This window comes from Halomonas sp. BC1, from assembly GCF_002078135.1.
Lineage (GTDB): Bacteria > Pseudomonadota > Gammaproteobacteria > Pseudomonadales > Halomonadaceae > Vreelandella > Vreelandella stevensii.
Genome location: NZ_LFGS01000003.1, coordinates 87567 through 103653, shown reverse-complemented (window position 1 = coordinate 103653; position 16087 = coordinate 87567). Strand labels below are relative to the sequence as shown.

The window sequence follows — 16087 nt, the reverse complement described above, 5'->3', positions numbered from 1 at the left end:
ACATAATGAGCCAGAATGAGCAGGGTGGTGCTACCAAACTCTCTGAAGAGGCTGCTGAGGACCTGATCGTCCGGATTGGCAAGCTCACTCGCATGCTGCGTGACAACATGCGTGAGTTGGGGTTGGATAAGGAGATCGAAAAGGCCGCAGAGGCAATACCTGACGCTCGTGACCGTCTACACTACGTGGCCACCATGACCGAGCAAGCGGCAGACAAGGCCTTGAATGCCATTGATCGTGCCCAGCCGCTGCAGGATCAGCTCTCCGAGCGTGCCGAAGCCCTGGACAAGCGTTGGGCCGAGTGGTTCGAGGCGCCCAAAGAGCTGGATGATGCCAAGGCGCTGGTCAAGGAGACGCGCACGTACCTGAGCGATGTGCCCGAAATCACCGCTGCCACCAATAAGGAACTGCTGGACATCATGATGGCCCAGGACTTCCAGGATCTGACGGGCCAGGTCATCAAGAAGATGATGGACGTGATCCGTGAAATCGAGCACCAGCTGGTGCAGGTGCTGATCGATAACGTCCCGGGGGCAGAAGCGCGCGAAACCATGCAGCGTAAGGCGAACGATCAGTGGAAGAACGAAAATGCACGCCGCAATGAGGAGCTGCTGAATGGCCCTCAAGTAAAAGAGAATGCCACGGATATCGTCACGGGCCAGGACCAGGTAGACGACTTATTGGATGAATTGGGCTTTTAATGCCGGGTTATTGATATATTGTAAGTAGCCGCATCTGGCAAAATGGCAAACTGCTCAGCCGTCCTTTGGGGCGGCTGAGTGCATCGTATGGCGCATTTTGAGTCATCGTCCCCTCGTTAGCCGGATGACCGCATGGCAGATAACGACAGCGATCAGGAAAAGACCGAAGAGGCGACGCCCCGACGGCGGGACAAGGCCCGTGAAGAGGGGCAGGTTCCTCGGTCCCGAGAGCTGACGACTTTCATGATTCTTCTGGGAGGCGTGGTTGGCCTCTGGAGCATGGGACAAATGCTCTATGACCAGCTGGGGGCTGTCATGGAGCAAGCATTTCTGTTCGAGCGGCGCCAAGCCATGGAAACCACCCCCATGCTGGTCAATGCGCTCGACCTGGGCCAGCGAACGCTCTTCACGATGTTGCCGCTTTTTTTACTGCTCGCGGTGATTGCATTGATGGCCCCCGCGTTACTGGGCGGGTGGCTCATATCCGCCAAGTCGATGAAGCCAAAATTCTCCAAGCTGAACCCTGTAAAAGGGATCAAGCGCCTGTTTTCGATGCAGTCGTTGACCGAGCTTGCCAAGGCGATAGCCAAATCCATTCTGGTGGGTAGCGTTGCGTTCAGCTTTTTGTATTTTAATATTGGCAGGTATTTGGGGTTGATGGATCAACCTGTTCAGCAAGCCTTGACCACGGCGCTCAATATGGCTGCCTTGGCCGCTGGCCTAATCGTGTTCTCCTTGATCGTGGTGATCCTGATTGATGTACCTTTTCAACTATGGAACAACGCCAAGCAGCTCAGGATGACCAAGGAAGAAGTCAAACGAGAGCACAAGGACTCGGAAGGGGATCCCCACGTCAAGGGACGCATTCGCCAACAGCAGCAGGCCATGGCGCGTGGGCGCATGATGAGTAAAGTCCCCGAGGCGGACGTGATCATCACCAACCCGACCCATTACGCGGTGGCCTTGATGTATCAGGAAGGGAAAATGGGTGCGCCCAAACTGGTGGCCAAGGGTGCCGATGCCGTGGCCGCGAAAATCCGTGAGATCGGTGCAGAGGCCGGTGTGCCGCGACTGGAAGCAGCACCGCTGGCGCGCGCCCTGTATCATCATGTAGATCTGGAGGCGGAAGTGCCGACCGAGCTGTATACCGCCGTGGCCGAAGTCATGGCCTGGGCCTACCGTCTCAAGCACGTTTCACAACAAGGAGGCGAGGTGCCCCCCACCCCCGATAATCTGCCGGTGCCACCGGAAATGGATACGCCCGGCCGTCGTGCCGATGGCAATGAGGCGCAGCCATGAAAAGTTTGAGCCAGCTAATCAATCAGCGTAACTGGTCCAACGATGTGAGTATGAAACTGCTGGCAGGACCGCTGCTGATCCTGATGATCCTGGGCATGATGATTCTGCCCCTGCCGCCGTTCGCACTCGACATGCTCTTCACCTTCAATATTGCTCTGGCGATCATGGTGCTGCTGGTCAGCATGTTTGCCGAACGGCCACTGGATTTTGCCGCGTTTCCTGCCGTCCTGCTGTTTACCACGCTGCTGCGGCTCTCGCTCAACGTTGCCTCCACACGCGTGGTGCTGATGGAAGGGCACCAGGGGGGGGATGCTGCGGGCAAGGTTATCGAGGCGTTTGGCACCTTCCTTGTCGGGGGGAACTTTGCCGTTGGCTTGGTAGTGTTCTTGATTCTGGTGATCATCAACTTCATGGTCATCACCAAAGGGGCCGGGCGTATTGCCGAAGTCGGTGCCCGCTTTGTGCTGGATGCCATGCCTGGTAAACAGATGGCCATCGATGCCGATTTGAACGCCGGTTTGATTGGCGAAGAGGATGCCAAGAAGCGTCGCGCAGAAGTAGCCCAGGAAGCCGACTTTTACGGTTCCATGGACGGTGCCAGCAAGTTCGTGCGTGGCGATGCGGTAGCCGGGCTAGTCATCATGGTGGTCAACATCATTGGTGGTCTGCTGATTGGCATGATGCAGCACAATATGGGGTTCGGCGATGCCGCGCGCACCTATACGCTGTTGACCATCGGTGACGGTCTGGTGGCCCAGATTCCGGCGCTGGTGATCTCCACGGCGGCGGGCGTGACCGTCTCTCGGGTGAATACCGAGCAGGACGTTGGTCAGCAGATGATCAGCCAGCTGTTCGTGAATCCGCAGGTGATGATTCTGGCGGCCATGGTGATGGGCTTGCTGGGCCTCGTGCCGGGTATGCCCAACTTTGTTTTTCTGCTGTTCACTGCACTGTTGTCCGGGCTGGCCTGGTACCTGATTCGTCACAAGAATCAGGCGCTGGTCGAGCAGGAGCTGACTGCTGCACCACCCCCCATGCTGCAGGAAACCCCTGAGGCGAGTTGGGAGGATGTCCAGCTCGTGGATACGCTTGGGCTGGAAGTGGGGCACCGTTTGATTCCGCTGGTGGATTCGCGCCAGAAGGGCGAGCTGCTGGGGCGCATCAAGAGCGTGCGCAAGAAATTTGCTCAAGAGGTGGGCTTTCTGCCGCCGGTGGTGCATATTCGCGACAACCTGGAGCTACCGCCTAACACCTACGTATTATCCATGAAAGGCGCCGAAATCGGGCGTGCCGAGGCTCAGCCGGGCAAGTGGCTGGCCATTGATCCCGGCCAGGTGTCGGGGGAACTGCAGGGTACGCCGACACAGGATCCGGCGTTTGGTTTACCAGCGGTCTGGATCGACAGCAACCAGCGTGAGCACGCGCAGGTGTATGGTTACACGGTGGTAGATGCCAGTACGGTGATTGCCACGCACCTCAACCATCTGCTGCATCGCCACTCTCCAGAGATGCTGGGTCGTCAGGAAGTTCAAAAGCTATTGGACAAGCTGGGGGACGATCAAAAGTCACTGGTCGAAGAAGTGGTGCCCAAGGCTATCTCGTTGACGGTATTGCAGCGTATCTTGCAGAACCTGCTGGATGAGGATGTCTCGATTCGCGATATGCGTAGCGTGCTGGATACCCTGGCCGAGCATGCTGGCCAGCAAAAGGATCCCAATGAACTCACGGCACTGGTGCGTATCGCGCTGGGCCGCGCGATTACCCAGCAGTGGTTTGCCGGGCAGGAGACACTGAACGTCATGGGGCTGGATGCTCAACTGGAGCAAGTGTTGCTGCAGGCCATGAATGGCAACGGTGCCATGGAGCCAGGCCTTGCGGATACCCTCATGAATCAAGCCCAGCAAGCGTTGGAGCGTCATGAAGGCAGCGGAGAGGCACCGGTGCTGGTGGTGCAGCACTCGCTGCGTGCCGTGCTCTCGCGTTTTCTGCGCCGTCGCATGCGCCACCTGGTGGTCATGTCTCAGGCAGAAATTCCTGACGACCGCACGCTGCGTGTGACCACGCTGGTGGGTGGTCGCTGATGCCGCTCCTGATGGTTAGCCGTCTTTCGTACACAGGTAACAGGTGAAGCATGAGCGTTAGACGTTTTGTCGGAGCCAACAGCCGCGATGTCATGCGCCAGGTGCGAGAAGTACTCGGCGATGACGCCCTGATCGTGGCCAATCGGCGCACCGAAGGGGGAGTCGAAATCCTCGCCATGGCAGACGATGCCGTCGATCAGTTCGATCCTGCCCCCAGTCCGGCCACGCAGCAGGAACCCGCTGCGCCGGTGTTTTCGTTGCCCCAACAGCCAGACCCGTTGGAAGCCATGAGCGAGCGCCTGCTGCGTGAAATGCAAGAGATGCGCGAGCTGCTGGCGCGACGACAACCCGACCCTGCGCCAGGGGCGGATAGCGCGTCAGAGCATTTGCAGCAGGTGATGCTGCGCGTCGGCTTCAGCAACGAGCTGAGTCAGGAAGTGGTCGAGGCACTGCCCGACGAGCTGGCAGCGTTACCGGCCTCCAGTGAGACCTTGATGACCTGGTTGCGTGGTCAGCTCATGGCGCGGCTGAGCGTGCTCCGTCAGGAAGACGCATTTTTCGACCAGACCGGCATTGTGGCCCTGGTAGGCCCTACCGGGGTTGGCAAGACGACCACGACGGCCAAGCTGGCGGCTCGTTTTGTGATGCGCCACGGCACACGCCCAGTGGCGCTGGTGACCACCGACAGCTTCCGGATTGGTGCCCACGAGCAGCTGCGCATCTACGCGCGACTGCTGGATACTCCCATGTATGCGCTGGATGTCGAGCAGCCCATCGACGAGCTGGTAGGGCGCCTGCAGGGCAAGCAGTGGGTGATTGTCGATACCGTAGGCATGAGTCAGCGCGACCAGCGGGTGATCGAACAGATCGCTCACCTGCAAGGTGGCCAATCCACCGTGCGTCTGGTGCTGATGTTGAACGCTGCCAGCCAGCCCGAAACGCTGGAGGAGGTCGTGCTGCGCTACCGTCAGGCAGCCAGAGCGGCGGGGGCTACGTTGGATGACTGCATCATCACCAAGCAGGACGAAGCCGGGCGGCTGGCTCCGGCGCTGGATATCGTCATGCGCCACGGCATGCGCGTCCTGTTTGGCTCTTATGGTCAGCAGGTACCCGAAGACATGGCCGTGGCCGACGCTCGGGCGCTGATCGATCAGGCGTTGGCTGCACAGCCCCGCGCTGCGCGCCACGCCGAATCACCGGCGCCCATCAGCTTGCCACGCTGGTCGCGGGATGTGCTGGGGCAGGGGCGTCGGCTCTCGTCGGTATTGTCTCGGCTGCGTAAGCGGGTGGTGGATTTTCATCTGTTGGAAGCCGCTTGGGATATCGGGGCACTGCCCGGCGTCGTTCAGGATCAGCGGCTGGATGAGCTGCTGGCAGGAGCGGAGGCCAATAGCGCTGCCATGGGGCTGGCCTGGTCGCCGCGCCGCCAGGGACGTGGCTGTGATTGGGCGATGCCGGACATTCGGCTGGATGAGCAAGGCCGCTGGTTGGCCCTGACCCGCCTTCAGCATCGTCAGCCAGCCGGCTGGCTGCCGCGCCTGGCGGAGTGCGGAGAGAATATGGCAGTGCATCTCCTCCCCGCCCTGCCGGAGCCTGACGTACTTGCCTGGTTGCATGGCCAACGTTTGACCTGGGTCAGCGCGGTACACGCCAGTCAGCGCGTAAACTGTCAGGGCGAGCGCTACACCCTGAAAGGCCTGTTCCAGGAGAGCACGCTGACCCATAGCGTCTCAATCCGTTTTCGCGGCCAGCGAATGCAGTTGTGTAACGCCTATGTAGAGGTGCAAACAGCCTCGGGCCACCCGCTGCTGGCGTGGGTAGGCGATATCCAGGACCCGGAAACAGACAAACACGTCGCGCGTCGCTACTGGTTGACACCTGCACGGCTGGGCAGCGATGTCCTGTCCCTGCTGGTCACACAGCTCGAAAGCGATGGGCTGGCCGCACTTACCAGGCGTGCCTGGCAGCAGCTCAAGGACAATGACGGCGGTGAGGTCAGTCGTGAGCTGCGCCTGCTGATGGCCAGCGGCGCGGCAGCCGTGGCAGGCCATCTCGACCTGGCCGATGATGAGCACGGCCAGGCGCTGCGAACGGACCTGATTCGGTTACTGGGTAGCCAGCGCAAGCGTCGCGATACGGCGCTGCTGGATGCGCTGCTGCATGTGCTGATGGCCCGCGATGCCATTCGTCAACTGGGCAGTGTCAGCCTTGAGGATGTGCTATGAAGGGTCAGGACCAGGCGGCAGGGCTGAGAAAATGGGCAGATCTACAGCGTCAGCAGCGCGGCGAGCAACAGGAAGAAGCGCAACAAGAACCGCAAGAGGCAATGGACGTTGACGTGCCGTCAGTCGATGCTGCGTCAGCCGTCACTGCCACTTCGCCAGAGGTCACCACGGCGGCGGCCAATGTGTCGGCGCCGCGTCCAACGCGGACACTGGTGGTGGTGGGCCTGAGCCCAGCGGGCGCCGTGCAGGTAGACAAGGTCAAGGGGCGCCTGGCCCAGTGGGCGTCGCTGGGGCGCCAATGGGCGGGTGATCCGCAGGAGTGGGACATCAAGGTAGCCCAGCCAGAGGCAGGGTCGCTGACGGCCCTGGCCGAGCGCTACCCCCATTGGGCGCTATGGGTCAACAGCGATGCCGCAGCCTTTGCGAGCATGTACCGCGCGCTGCGCCAGATGCGCGAGCGGGGCGGGCCAGCGCGTTTGCTGGCACTGCACGAGCCCCACTTGCCGCGGCAGGGGCTGCTCGACAACCTGCGTGATGCCGCCGAGCATTACTTGCAGATAGAGCTGTTGCTGCTGGCGCGCTGATGGCCCCATGACAAGGTGCCGCTCATGGTTCTACACAAGAGGTCGCTCAACACGATGCGTCGGCAAACATTGATCCACGTCGTAAAGTGGTCGACAGTGACACGCAGAGCGCGCTGCTCAAGCGCAGCGCTCCTGATGCTGGCGTTTGGGTTCGCCAGCTCGGTGCTAGCGGCCACGGGGAGCTGGAGCAGCCAAATGCCCTCGGTGATGGTGGCCATGAGCGATCGGGCAAGCAGTAGCCAAGCCATCACCCCCCCGCGGGCGTACCGCTGGGCGACGCGACATTGGCGAGAGTGCAATGGCGTTTCGAGACGCCTGCCCACGTGCCTGTCAACGCCTGGCTGTGCCATCCTGCACAGTGTGTGGCCTTGGGGAGCGCGCGTGGCAGTACCATGGCACTGTCCGGCCTGAGCGCCAGCGAACCACTCTATATGCGTTTTGCGCTGTCGCCGGGGCAGCGACCCGTGCGGGTGCAGGGGTTACAGGTCATCGTGAACTATCAGTAAAGATCGTTTAGCCGTGAGGCGATAGGATGTATACAGCACAAGGCAGGATCAAGCAGAGTGAGCTGTTGACGCAATACATGCCACTGGTGAGGCGTCAGGCCTTGACGCTGCAGGTCAGATTGCCCGCCAGTATCGAGCTGGATGATCTGATTCAAGCGGGTATGGTGGGCTTGCTGGAGGCGCTGGGTCGCTTTGATGCCGCACAGGGCGCGACGTTTGCCACGTTCGCCAGCCAGCGCATCCGAGGGGCCATGATGGATGAGCTGCGCACTCGGGATTGGTTGCCGCGCAGCGTGCGCCGCTCTGCCCGGGCGGTCGATGAAACCGTGCGCCGTTTGGAGCAGGTACTGGGCAGGCCCCCCGAAGAGACGGAAATCGCGCAGGCATTGGATATGCCATTGAGTGACTATCAGCAGCTGCTGAATGACACCAACAGCGGTCGGCTGCTGCCTTTCGAGGAGCTGATGGCCGATGGCGGTGAGCCAGCGGGTGACGAAGGCAGCGCCAATCGCCCGTTCGAGCAGCTGCTCGATGAGCAGCAGCGGCGCACGCTCATCGAAGCCATTGAGGCGCTTCCCGAGCGTGAAAAACTGCTGATGGCTCTGTATTACCAGGAAGAGATGAACCTCAAGGAAGTGGGAGCGGTACTGGGTGTGACCGAGTCGCGAGTATCGCAACTGCATAGTCAGGCCGTTAGTCGCCTTCGTGCTCGCTTGAGCGACCAGCATTAACCCTCTTACCCTTCTCACGTTAACCGGCAAGGAACCGTTGATGAACCCCTCTACGCTGATCGGCATATTTGCCAGCATGCTGTTATTGGTAAGCGTGCTGTTCTTCACCGCAGAATCACCCGAAAGCTTTATCAATTTGCCTGGCCTTGCCATCGTCATTACCGGCACCCTGGCAGCGACATTCATCAGCTACCCCCTGAAGGAGGTGCTGCGGGTGGTGCGCCTGGTAGGGCTGGTATTCCGCCGCGAGAATACCTACGTGCGCGACGATATCAGCGAGTTGGTGGCCATGTCGCGGTTATGGTTCAAGGGCGATGTGCGAGCCGTGGAGCGGGAGCTGGAGCACACGCGCAACCCGTTTCTGCGCACCGGGATTCAACTGGTCATTGCCAATACCAAGGAAGATGAAATTTTTGACATGCTGCGCTGGCGAATCGCACGTCTGAAGGCGCGGGAGCATGCCGAAGCACAGATTTTTCGCACCATGGCCACCTATGCGCCGGCCTTCGGCATGATCGGTACGCTGGTGGGGTTGGTCAACATGCTGGAAGTCATGGATGCGGGCGATCTGCAGGTGATTGGTCCGCGCATGGCCGTGGCGCTGCTCACCACGTTCTACGGTATTTTGCTGGCCAATCTGGTCTTCAAACCCATTGCCGTCAAGCTGGAGCGGCGCACCGAAGAGCGGTTGATCACCATGAACATGGTGTTGGAAGGCATTTCACTGATTACCAAGCGTCGCCTGCCGTCGTTCATCGAAGAAACGCTGAACTCGTTCGTGGCCAACTACCACGATGAAATTCGTGATGCGAGCGTCAAGCCGCGCCCGGATGCCGACCCGGCGCTGAAGAAAGGGTAGCCCCATGCTCAATCAGGATGCACGGCATGCGCTGGAGCTGCCTGCGGCAGCAAGCGAGAGCGATGAAGGGTGGCTGACCAGTTACCTGGACGTCTTGACGCTGCTGATTACCCTGTTCGTGCTCTTGCTGGCGCTGACGCCTCCTGGCGGTGGCGAAGGGAGGGAGAGCGATGCCATGGGGCCGGCCAGTGCCATCATGGCCATGCCGTTGGCCTCATTGGCCACTGGTATTCATCCACGTCACGACGGCGTGCAGCCGCAGATGGCCGGGCTGGATATTCCAGGAGTCAGTGTCTCGCAGGGCCGTGAAGGCATCACCCTGCGCATCGACGACAGCCTGTTGTTTTCCAGTGGTAGCGATGTGCTAACGCCCCAGGGCCTGATCGTGTTGGAAGGTCTCACGTCGGTACTCCAAACGTTCGAAGGCCAAATATCGGTGGAAGGACATACCGATAATGTGCCCATTGCCACCCCGCGCTTTCCTTCCAACTGGGAGCTTTCCACGGGGCGAGCCATTGCCGTGGTACGCCAGTTGGAGCGCCAGGGTATCGCCATTTCTCGTATGCGGGCAGTTGGCTATGCCGACACCCAGCCCATGGAAAGCAACGCGACCGCGGAAGGGCGAGCTGCCAATCGGCGCGTTGAACTGCTGCTCAAGCAGCAGGTCGAGGGGTAAAGCTCTATCTCGAGGCTATCTTTGTGTTGACGCATCACTCTCGACTGCAATTCTTTGGCGCCGTGCTGGTGCTCGATCCCGACTGTCGGCAAATGCAGGTCGCTCTGGGTGAAAACCTGACGCTGGCCATTTCGGCTTACGAAATCAGCACGCTCAATATGCACCTCGAGCAAGAGCGCAAGGCGCTGGCTCTGGCCAACCATCGGCTGGAACAGTTGGCCCACTTCGATCCATTGATCCAGGCCTGGAACCGCTATCGTGTGGAAATCGCCGAGCAGCGAACCGGTTAATCTTCTGTTGTGCTGTCCTCGCACAGCTGCTGCATACGCGCGATGGCGCGGTCTGCGCCGTTGAGGCTGAAGGTCATGTACCAGGGCTCCTGCTCGTTTTGGTCGAAGCCCAGAAAAAACTGCTCACCGGTGCGCATCTGTGCCATCAGTGTGTCGAGATCGCTCAGGTAAAAGTGCGCGTAGAAGCCGTCATCGCCGCGCTCGGTGATGAACTCGGCCATGGTGTCCACGATGGGTTGGTCATCGATACGCAGCCGGGTAGGCACCAGATTGACGGCGCGGCTCTCGCCCTGCTGCTGTGCCAGGGTCACGCGCATTTCCAGCCAGGGGAGGTCGCATACCCCTTGGGTGGTATTGAGGCTCAAGGTGGCATCGGAGTAGCTGTGGGTCTCGACGGCACGAAAATGGCGCTCTTCGCCCAGTGACAGCGCCATCGATGACCAGTGTTCATGGGGTTCGGCGTGCTCCACGTTGAACGTGGCCGCCTGGACGAGCTGGGCGTTGCCCAGCAGGCTCCCCCCCAGTATCGCCAGCAGTGTACGGCTCTTGACGGGCATAAGCGGTATCATCGTTGAAGGTCTAAAAGATAGGGCGTTCAAGCTTCCAGCAACGGCCTGACGTTGTCGGTCAGGTAGCAGTCATCGAACTCTCCTTCGGTAGCCAGCGCTGCGAGATCCGGAATAGTGACATGGTGCCGCTGCGCAGCGTGCAGAACTCATTGGCCGGTGCGCCCATCTCCCAGAGCACCGTGCCTGCCTTGATGTTGGTGGGGCTCTCTTCCAGCGAGGCCAGCAGCGCTTTCTCGTCATCGTTGAGCGAGCAGTAGTGGCTAAAGTGGCGGATGATGCAGCTTTTGTCCTGTTCCACAGCGTGTGTCTCCTCACAGGAAGCAACCATTGTTAAGTCGTCTTGCTGCTTACTATAAAGCAGTCAGCGCCGTCTTTTCCTGAACTTTTTGGCCGCTGCTCCAACGCTTGAGCAGCGGCCCATGAGACGCCTAGCGAGTGGCGCGGTTGCCGCGCTCGAGTAACGGCGCCAGGAAGCGGCCCGTATGCGATACCGTCTGTTTGGCCAACTGCTCCGGCGTGCCTTCGGCAATGATCTGCCCGCCCCCGGAACCGCCTTCCGGCCCCAGGTCGATCAACCAGTCGGCCGTCTTGATGACATCCAGGTTGTGCTCGATCACCACGATGGTATTGCCGTGGTCGCGCAGGCGGTGCAGCACCGTCAGCAGCTGGCGAATATCCTCGAAGTGCAGGCCAGTGGTGGGTTCATCCAGAATGTAGAGGGTTTTGCCGGTGTCACGCTTGGCCAGCTCGCGCGCCAGCTTGACCCGCTGAGCTTCGCCCCCGGAAAGCGTCGTGGCGCTTTGCCCCAAACGGATGTAGGACAGCCCCACATCCATGAGCGTTTGCAGGCGTCGGGCGATGGCGGGCACGGGGCTGAAGAAGGCCAGCGCATCTTCCACCGTCATCTCCAATACCTCGTGGATGGTCTTGCCTTTGTAGTGGATATCCAGGGTTTCGCGATTGTAGCGCTTGCCCTTGCAGACGTCACAAGGGACGTAGATATCCGGCAGAAAGTGCATCTCCACCTTGATCATGCCTTCGCCCTGGCAGGCTTCGCAGCGGCCGCCCTTGACGTTGAAGCTGAACCGCCCGGGTTTGTAGCCCCGGGAACGAGCCTCCTGGGTACCGGCGAACAGCTCACGAATAGGCGTGAAAATGCCGGTATAGGTGGCCGGGTTGGAGCGCGGGGTGCGGCCGATCGGGCTCTGGTCGATGTCGATGACCTTGTCGAGCTGGTCCAGGCCTTCCACCTTCTCGTAGGGAGCCGGTGTCAGGGTGGTGGCCCGGTTGAGTTCACGGGCGGCAATCGGCATCAGCGTGCCGTTGATCAGCGTCGACTTGCCGGAGCCGGAGACGCCCGTCACGGCAATGAACAGCCCCAATGGCAGGCTGAGGGTGACATTTTGCAGGTTGTTGCCCGTGGCACCGCGCACCACCAGTTGCTTCTCGGGATTGCCCGGGATCCGGTAAGCCGGGACGGCAATTTCGCGGCTGCCAGAGAGATACTGGCCGGTCAGCGAGTTCGGGTTGTCCATCACCTGCTGCGGCGTGCCCTGGGCGACGATCTCGCCCCCATGGACACCTGCACCGGGGCCGATATCCAGCACGTGGTCCGCCGCGCGGATGGCATCTTCGTCGTGCTCGACGACGATCACGGTGTTGCCCAGGTCGCGCAGGCGCTCCAGCGTCTTGAGCAGACGGTCGTTGTCCCGCTGGTGCAGCCCGATGGAGGGCTCGTCCAGGATGTACATGACGCCCACCAGGCCAGCACCGATCTGGCTAGCCAGACGGATACGCTGGGCCTCGCCCCCGGAGAGCGTGTCGGCGCTGCGTTCGAGGTTCAGGTAATCAAGCCCCACGTTGACCAGAAACTCCAGGCGAGCATGGATCTCGTTGACGATCTTGTCGGCAATTTCTCCCTTGCGCCCGGGAAGCGCCAGCGCGCCAAAGTAGCGCCACGCCTCGCCAATCGGCAGGTGGACGATATCCGCGATGTTTCGGTCATCGACATACACATGGCGAGACTCCTTGCGGAGCCGCGAGCCGTGGCAGGCGGTGCAGGGCTGAACCGCAATGTACTTGGCCAGGTCGTCGCGCACCATGCTGGACTCGGTTTCCCGGTAGCGGCGCTGCATGTTGGGCAGCACCCCTTCAAAGGCATGCTCACGGGTGACTTTCCGGCCACGGTCTCCCACGTAAACGAAGGGGACCAGCTCGCCACCACTGCCGTTGAGGATGATGTCCCGCTCGTGGCGGGCCAGCTCCTGCCAGGGCGTTTCCAGCTCGAAGCGGTAATGCTTGGCCAGCGCCTGTAGCTGGGTAAAGTAATAAATGTTGCGCCGGTCCCAGCCCTTGATCACGCCTTCCGCCAGGGAAAGCTCGGGGTGGCTGATCAGTTTCTCCGGGTCGAAGTACTGCTGGATGCCCAGGCCGTCGCAGGTCGGGCACGCCCCTGCCGGGTTGTTGAACGAAAACATCCGCGGCTCCAACTCGGAGAGCGAATAGCCGCAAACGGGGCAGGCAAAGCGGGACGAGAAGACCAGATCGTCCTGCTCGCCGTCCATGAAATGCACCATGGCGGTGCCGTCGGCCAGGTTCAGGGCCGTCTCGAAGGATTCCGCCAGGCGCTGGGCGATATCGTCACGTACCTTGAAACGGTCCACGACCACGCTGATATCGTGCTTCTTGCGCTTGTCCAGCGGCGCTATGTCGTCCAACTCCAGCACCTGGCCATCAATCTGGACGCGCACGAACCCCTGCGCGCGCAGCTCGGACAGCAGCTGTAAATGCTCCCCCTTGCGGCCTTTGACGACCGGCGCCAGCAGCATCAAGCGGGTGCCTTCCGCCAGGTTCATGACCTGATCGACCATCTGGGAGATCGTCTGGGCTTCCAGGTCCTCGCCATGCTCTGGGCAGCGAGGGGTGCCGGCACGGGCAAACAGTAGGCGCAGGTAGTCGTAAATCTCGGTAATCGTGCCAACCGTCGACCGAGGGTTGTGAGAGGTGGATTTTTGCTCGATGGAGATGGCCGGAGAGAGCCCTTCGATGTGATCCACATCGGGCTTTTCCATCATTGATAGAAACTGGCGCGCATAGGTGGAGAGCGATTCCACATAGCGCCGCTGGCCCTCGGCGTAGAGCGTATCGAACGCCAGGGACGACTTGCCGGAGCCTGACAGGCCGGTAATCACGATCAGCTTGTCGCGGGGCAGCTCCACATCGATCTGCTTGAGGTTGTGGGTGCGGGCACCCCTGACCAGAATGCTGTCCATCAACACCTCGAATCGCGTGGCAAAAGCGTAATTATACGGTTGCGGCACCCCTTCCGGCAAAACTGTCTCGCTTCGCTGCAGCGTGGCGGGCATTTCATGCTTGGCGTTTCCAGCGTGCCGACAAAGCGCTAGAATGGGCGGTTATTTCAGGCCGTTCGGCCCACTCATCGTACACAAGGGTTCTATGCGCAAGGTTTCTGCACTGCTGCTGGCTGCCGAGCGCCGAGCCATCAGCGGCTTGGCCGGTCTCTACGCATCTCGCATGCTGGGACTCTTCATGGTGCTGCCGGTGCTGGCCTTGTATGCCGATACGCTGGAAGGGGCGACGCCGTTACTGGTTGGTCTGGCGTTGGGCGTGTATGGCCTGACCCAGGCCGTTCTGCAGATTCCGTTTGGCTGGCTGTCCGACCGGATCGGTAGAAAGCGAGTGATTGCCATGGGCCTGCTGATTTTTGCCGCAGGCAGCGTCGTGGCCGCCACGGCGGATACCATTGGTGGCGTGATCGTCGGTCGCGCGCTGCAGGGTAGCGGCGCCATTGCGGCGGCCATCATGGCGCTGCTGGCCGACCAGACCCGCGAGCAGGTACGCACCGTTGCCATGGCGACCATTGGCCTCTCCATCGGTGTGTCCTTTGCCGTTGCCATGGTGCTGGGGCCCTGGCTGGCGTCATGGGGAGGGCTGTCGAGCCTGTTCTGGTTCACGGCACTGCTCACGTTGGTGGGCTTGCTGGTATTGTGGCGCTGGGTGCCGCCAGCGCCCAGGCGCCTGCGCCACCGGGATGTCGGGCTGGACCGTCAGCAATTCAAGCGTGTCATTACCCGCTCGGACTTGTGGCGTCTGGATGTGTCGATTTTTGCCCTGCACCTGGTGCTCATGGCCATTTTCGTGGCCGTGCCGTTCCGCTTGCTGAACGCCGGGGTAGCGGTGGAGTACCATGGACTGGCCTATCTGGCCATCATGGGACTGTCGTTTGTCGCCATGGTGCCGCTGGTGATCGTGGCCGAAAAGCGCCAGCGCATGAAACTGATGTGCCTGCTGGCCATTGGGGCCATCGTGCTCAGTTTGGCGGCGCTGGGGCTACCGCTCTCCCAGGGGCAGTGGCTGTTTGTCTGGCTGCTGGTGTTTTTTACCGGCTTCAATTTGCTGGAGGCAACGCTGCCATCCATGCTAAGTAAACTGGCGCCTGCCGGAGCAAAAGGCACCGCCATGGGCGTCTACTCCACCAGCCAGTTCCTGGGCGCGTTTTTGGGCGGTACCCTGGGGGGGTGGCTGGCGCACACCTGGGGGCTGGACGCCGTGTTCATCGGCTGTGCGGTGCTGGCGCTGTGCTGGTGGCTGGCCATGTGCGGCATGCCGTCACCGCCGCCGCTCTCCAGTGAAGTGGTGGCATTGCAGGATACCCAGGCCGATGCCATGGACCTACTCATGGAGCACCTGGCCGATGTGGCGGGTGTCGAAGATGTCATGGTCGTGCCGGAAGAGCGCCTGGTATATTTGAAAGTCAATCGTAAAGAGCTTGATCAGGCGGCACTGGCCCGGTTGATTCCGCCACCGCGGCCCTGATCAATGAGAGACCATCACCGTTTACGACAAGGAGCGACCTTATGGCGCGCGGTATCAACAAAGTTATTCTGATCGGTAATCTGGGCCAGGATCCGGAAGTGCGTTTCACCCCTTCCGGTACAGCGGTCGCCAACCTGAACCTGGCCACCTCGGACACCTGGATGGATCGCCAGAGCGGCCAGCGGCAGGAGCGTACCGAATGGCACCGCGTGGTGCTCTTCAACAAGACGGCTGAAATTGCCCAGCAGTACCTGAAAAAAGGCTCCAAAGTCTATATCGAAGGTCGTCTGCAGACGCGTAAATGGCAGGACCAGAATGGCCAGGACCGTTACAGCACTGAAATCGTCGCCAACGACATGCAGATGCTGGATGGTCGCAGTGGTGACTACCAGGGAGGGGGGGCGCCGCAGGGTGGCTATGCCCAGCAAGCGCCAGCCCAGTCTGCGCCGCCGCAACAGCATTACCAGCAGCCGCCTCAGCAGGCACCTCAGCAGGCACCTCAGCAGGGTGGCTACGCTCCGCAACAGCATGCCGCGCCTCAGCGTGGCGGCGCGGCGCCTCAGCAGCAGCCGCCTGCGCATCAGCAAAACAGCAGCTACGGCGCTCCGGATCCCGGTAACTTCGACGATTTTGACGACGAAATTCCGTTCTAGCGCATGGTAAAGTAGTATGTAAAGTTGCCATCTGTTCGCAGGTTGTATTTATCTATTTATTACAGTGACTTGAGATT

General features: G+C 60.8%; 15 protein-coding genes. 12 read left to right on the top strand and 3 right to left on the bottom strand.

Annotated features, from left to right (window positions below):
* Positions 1-5: 5 nt before the first annotated feature.
* From cheZ to B7L72_RS01225, 10 genes are all read left to right on the top strand, one after another.
* Positions 6-701 (top strand): protein phosphatase CheZ, encoded by a 696-nt coding sequence (cheZ, locus tag B7L72_RS01270; RefSeq protein WP_016915726.1) that lies wholly within the window; start codon positions 6-8, stop codon positions 699-701.
* A gap of 132 nt (positions 702-833) precedes the next feature.
* On the top strand, positions 834-2000 hold the full coding sequence (gene flhB / locus B7L72_RS01265; protein ID WP_016915727.1) for a flagellar biosynthesis protein FlhB: 1167 nt from the start codon (positions 834-836) through the stop codon (positions 1998-2000).
* Positions 1997-4081 (top strand): flagellar biosynthesis protein FlhA, encoded by a 2085-nt coding sequence (flhA, locus tag B7L72_RS01260; RefSeq protein ID WP_016915728.1) that lies wholly within the window; start codon positions 1997-1999, stop codon positions 4079-4081. The genes flhB and flhA overlap by 4 nt, the downstream gene beginning before the upstream one ends.
* A gap of 50 nt (positions 4082-4131) precedes the next feature.
* Positions 4132-6306, top strand: a complete 2175-nt coding sequence (gene flhF, locus B7L72_RS01255; protein WP_081192115.1) for a flagellar biosynthesis protein FlhF — start codon at positions 4132-4134, stop codon at positions 6304-6306.
* Positions 6303-6890, top strand: coding sequence for a hypothetical protein (locus B7L72_RS01250; protein WP_081192113.1), 588 nt, complete (start codon positions 6303-6305; stop codon positions 6888-6890). The genes flhF and B7L72_RS01250 overlap by 4 nt, the downstream gene beginning before the upstream one ends.
* Before the next feature lie 293 nt (positions 6891-7183).
* Positions 7184-7396, top strand: coding sequence for a flagellar protein FlhE (locus B7L72_RS18805; RefSeq protein WP_254893729.1), 213 nt, complete (start codon positions 7184-7186; stop codon positions 7394-7396).
* 26 nt (positions 7397-7422) lie between these two features.
* Complete coding sequence (locus B7L72_RS01240; protein WP_081192111.1) at positions 7423-8127, top strand: RNA polymerase sigma factor FliA; 705 nt, start codon at positions 7423-7425, stop codon at positions 8125-8127.
* Positions 8128-8167: 40 nt separating this feature from the next.
* Positions 8168-8986: a motility protein A gene (locus B7L72_RS01235; protein ID WP_081139211.1), complete on the top strand. Its 819-nt coding sequence runs from the start codon at positions 8168-8170 to the stop codon at positions 8984-8986.
* A gap of 4 nt (positions 8987-8990) precedes the next feature.
* Positions 8991-9662: an OmpA family protein gene (locus B7L72_RS01230; RefSeq protein ID WP_081139212.1), complete on the top strand. Its 672-nt coding sequence runs from the start codon at positions 8991-8993 to the stop codon at positions 9660-9662.
* A gap of 23 nt (positions 9663-9685) precedes the next feature.
* A complete protein-coding gene (locus B7L72_RS01225; protein ID WP_081192109.1) occupies positions 9686-9952 on the top strand; it encodes a hypothetical protein in 267 nt (88 codons plus the stop codon).
* On the opposite strand, the gene B7L72_RS01220 is transcribed toward B7L72_RS01225, so the two are convergent.
* The 3 genes from B7L72_RS01220 to uvrA form a co-directional block, all read right to left on the bottom strand.
* The gene (locus B7L72_RS01220) at positions 9949-10509 is read right to left on the bottom strand and encodes a hypothetical protein (protein ID WP_081192107.1); all 561 of its coding nucleotides are present in this window, start codon (positions 10507-10509) and stop codon (positions 9949-9951) included. The two genes, B7L72_RS01225 and B7L72_RS01220, sit on opposite strands and share 4 nt — an antisense overlap.
* Before the next feature lie 70 nt (positions 10510-10579).
* On the bottom strand, positions 10580-10819 hold the full coding sequence (locus B7L72_RS01215; RefSeq protein WP_081192105.1) for a hypothetical protein: 240 nt from the start codon (positions 10817-10819) through the stop codon (positions 10580-10582).
* Positions 10820-10949: 130 nt separating this feature from the next.
* Entirely contained in the window at positions 10950-13793 is a 2844-nt protein-coding gene (uvrA, locus tag B7L72_RS01210; protein ID WP_081192187.1) for an excinuclease ABC subunit UvrA, read from the bottom strand.
* Between the two features lie 184 nt (positions 13794-13977).
* On the opposite strand from uvrA, the gene B7L72_RS01205 reads away from it, so the two are divergent.
* Together B7L72_RS01205 and ssb are read left to right on the top strand one after the other, a co-directional pair.
* The gene (locus B7L72_RS01205; RefSeq protein ID WP_081192189.1) at positions 13978-15357 is read left to right on the top strand and encodes an MFS transporter; all 1380 of its coding nucleotides are present in this window, start codon (positions 13978-13980) and stop codon (positions 15355-15357) included.
* 41 nt (positions 15358-15398) lie between these two features.
* Positions 15399-16010 (top strand): single-stranded DNA-binding protein, encoded by a 612-nt coding sequence (gene ssb / locus B7L72_RS01200; RefSeq protein ID WP_081192103.1) that lies wholly within the window; start codon positions 15399-15401, stop codon positions 16008-16010.
* Positions 16011-16087 lie beyond the last annotated feature (77 nt).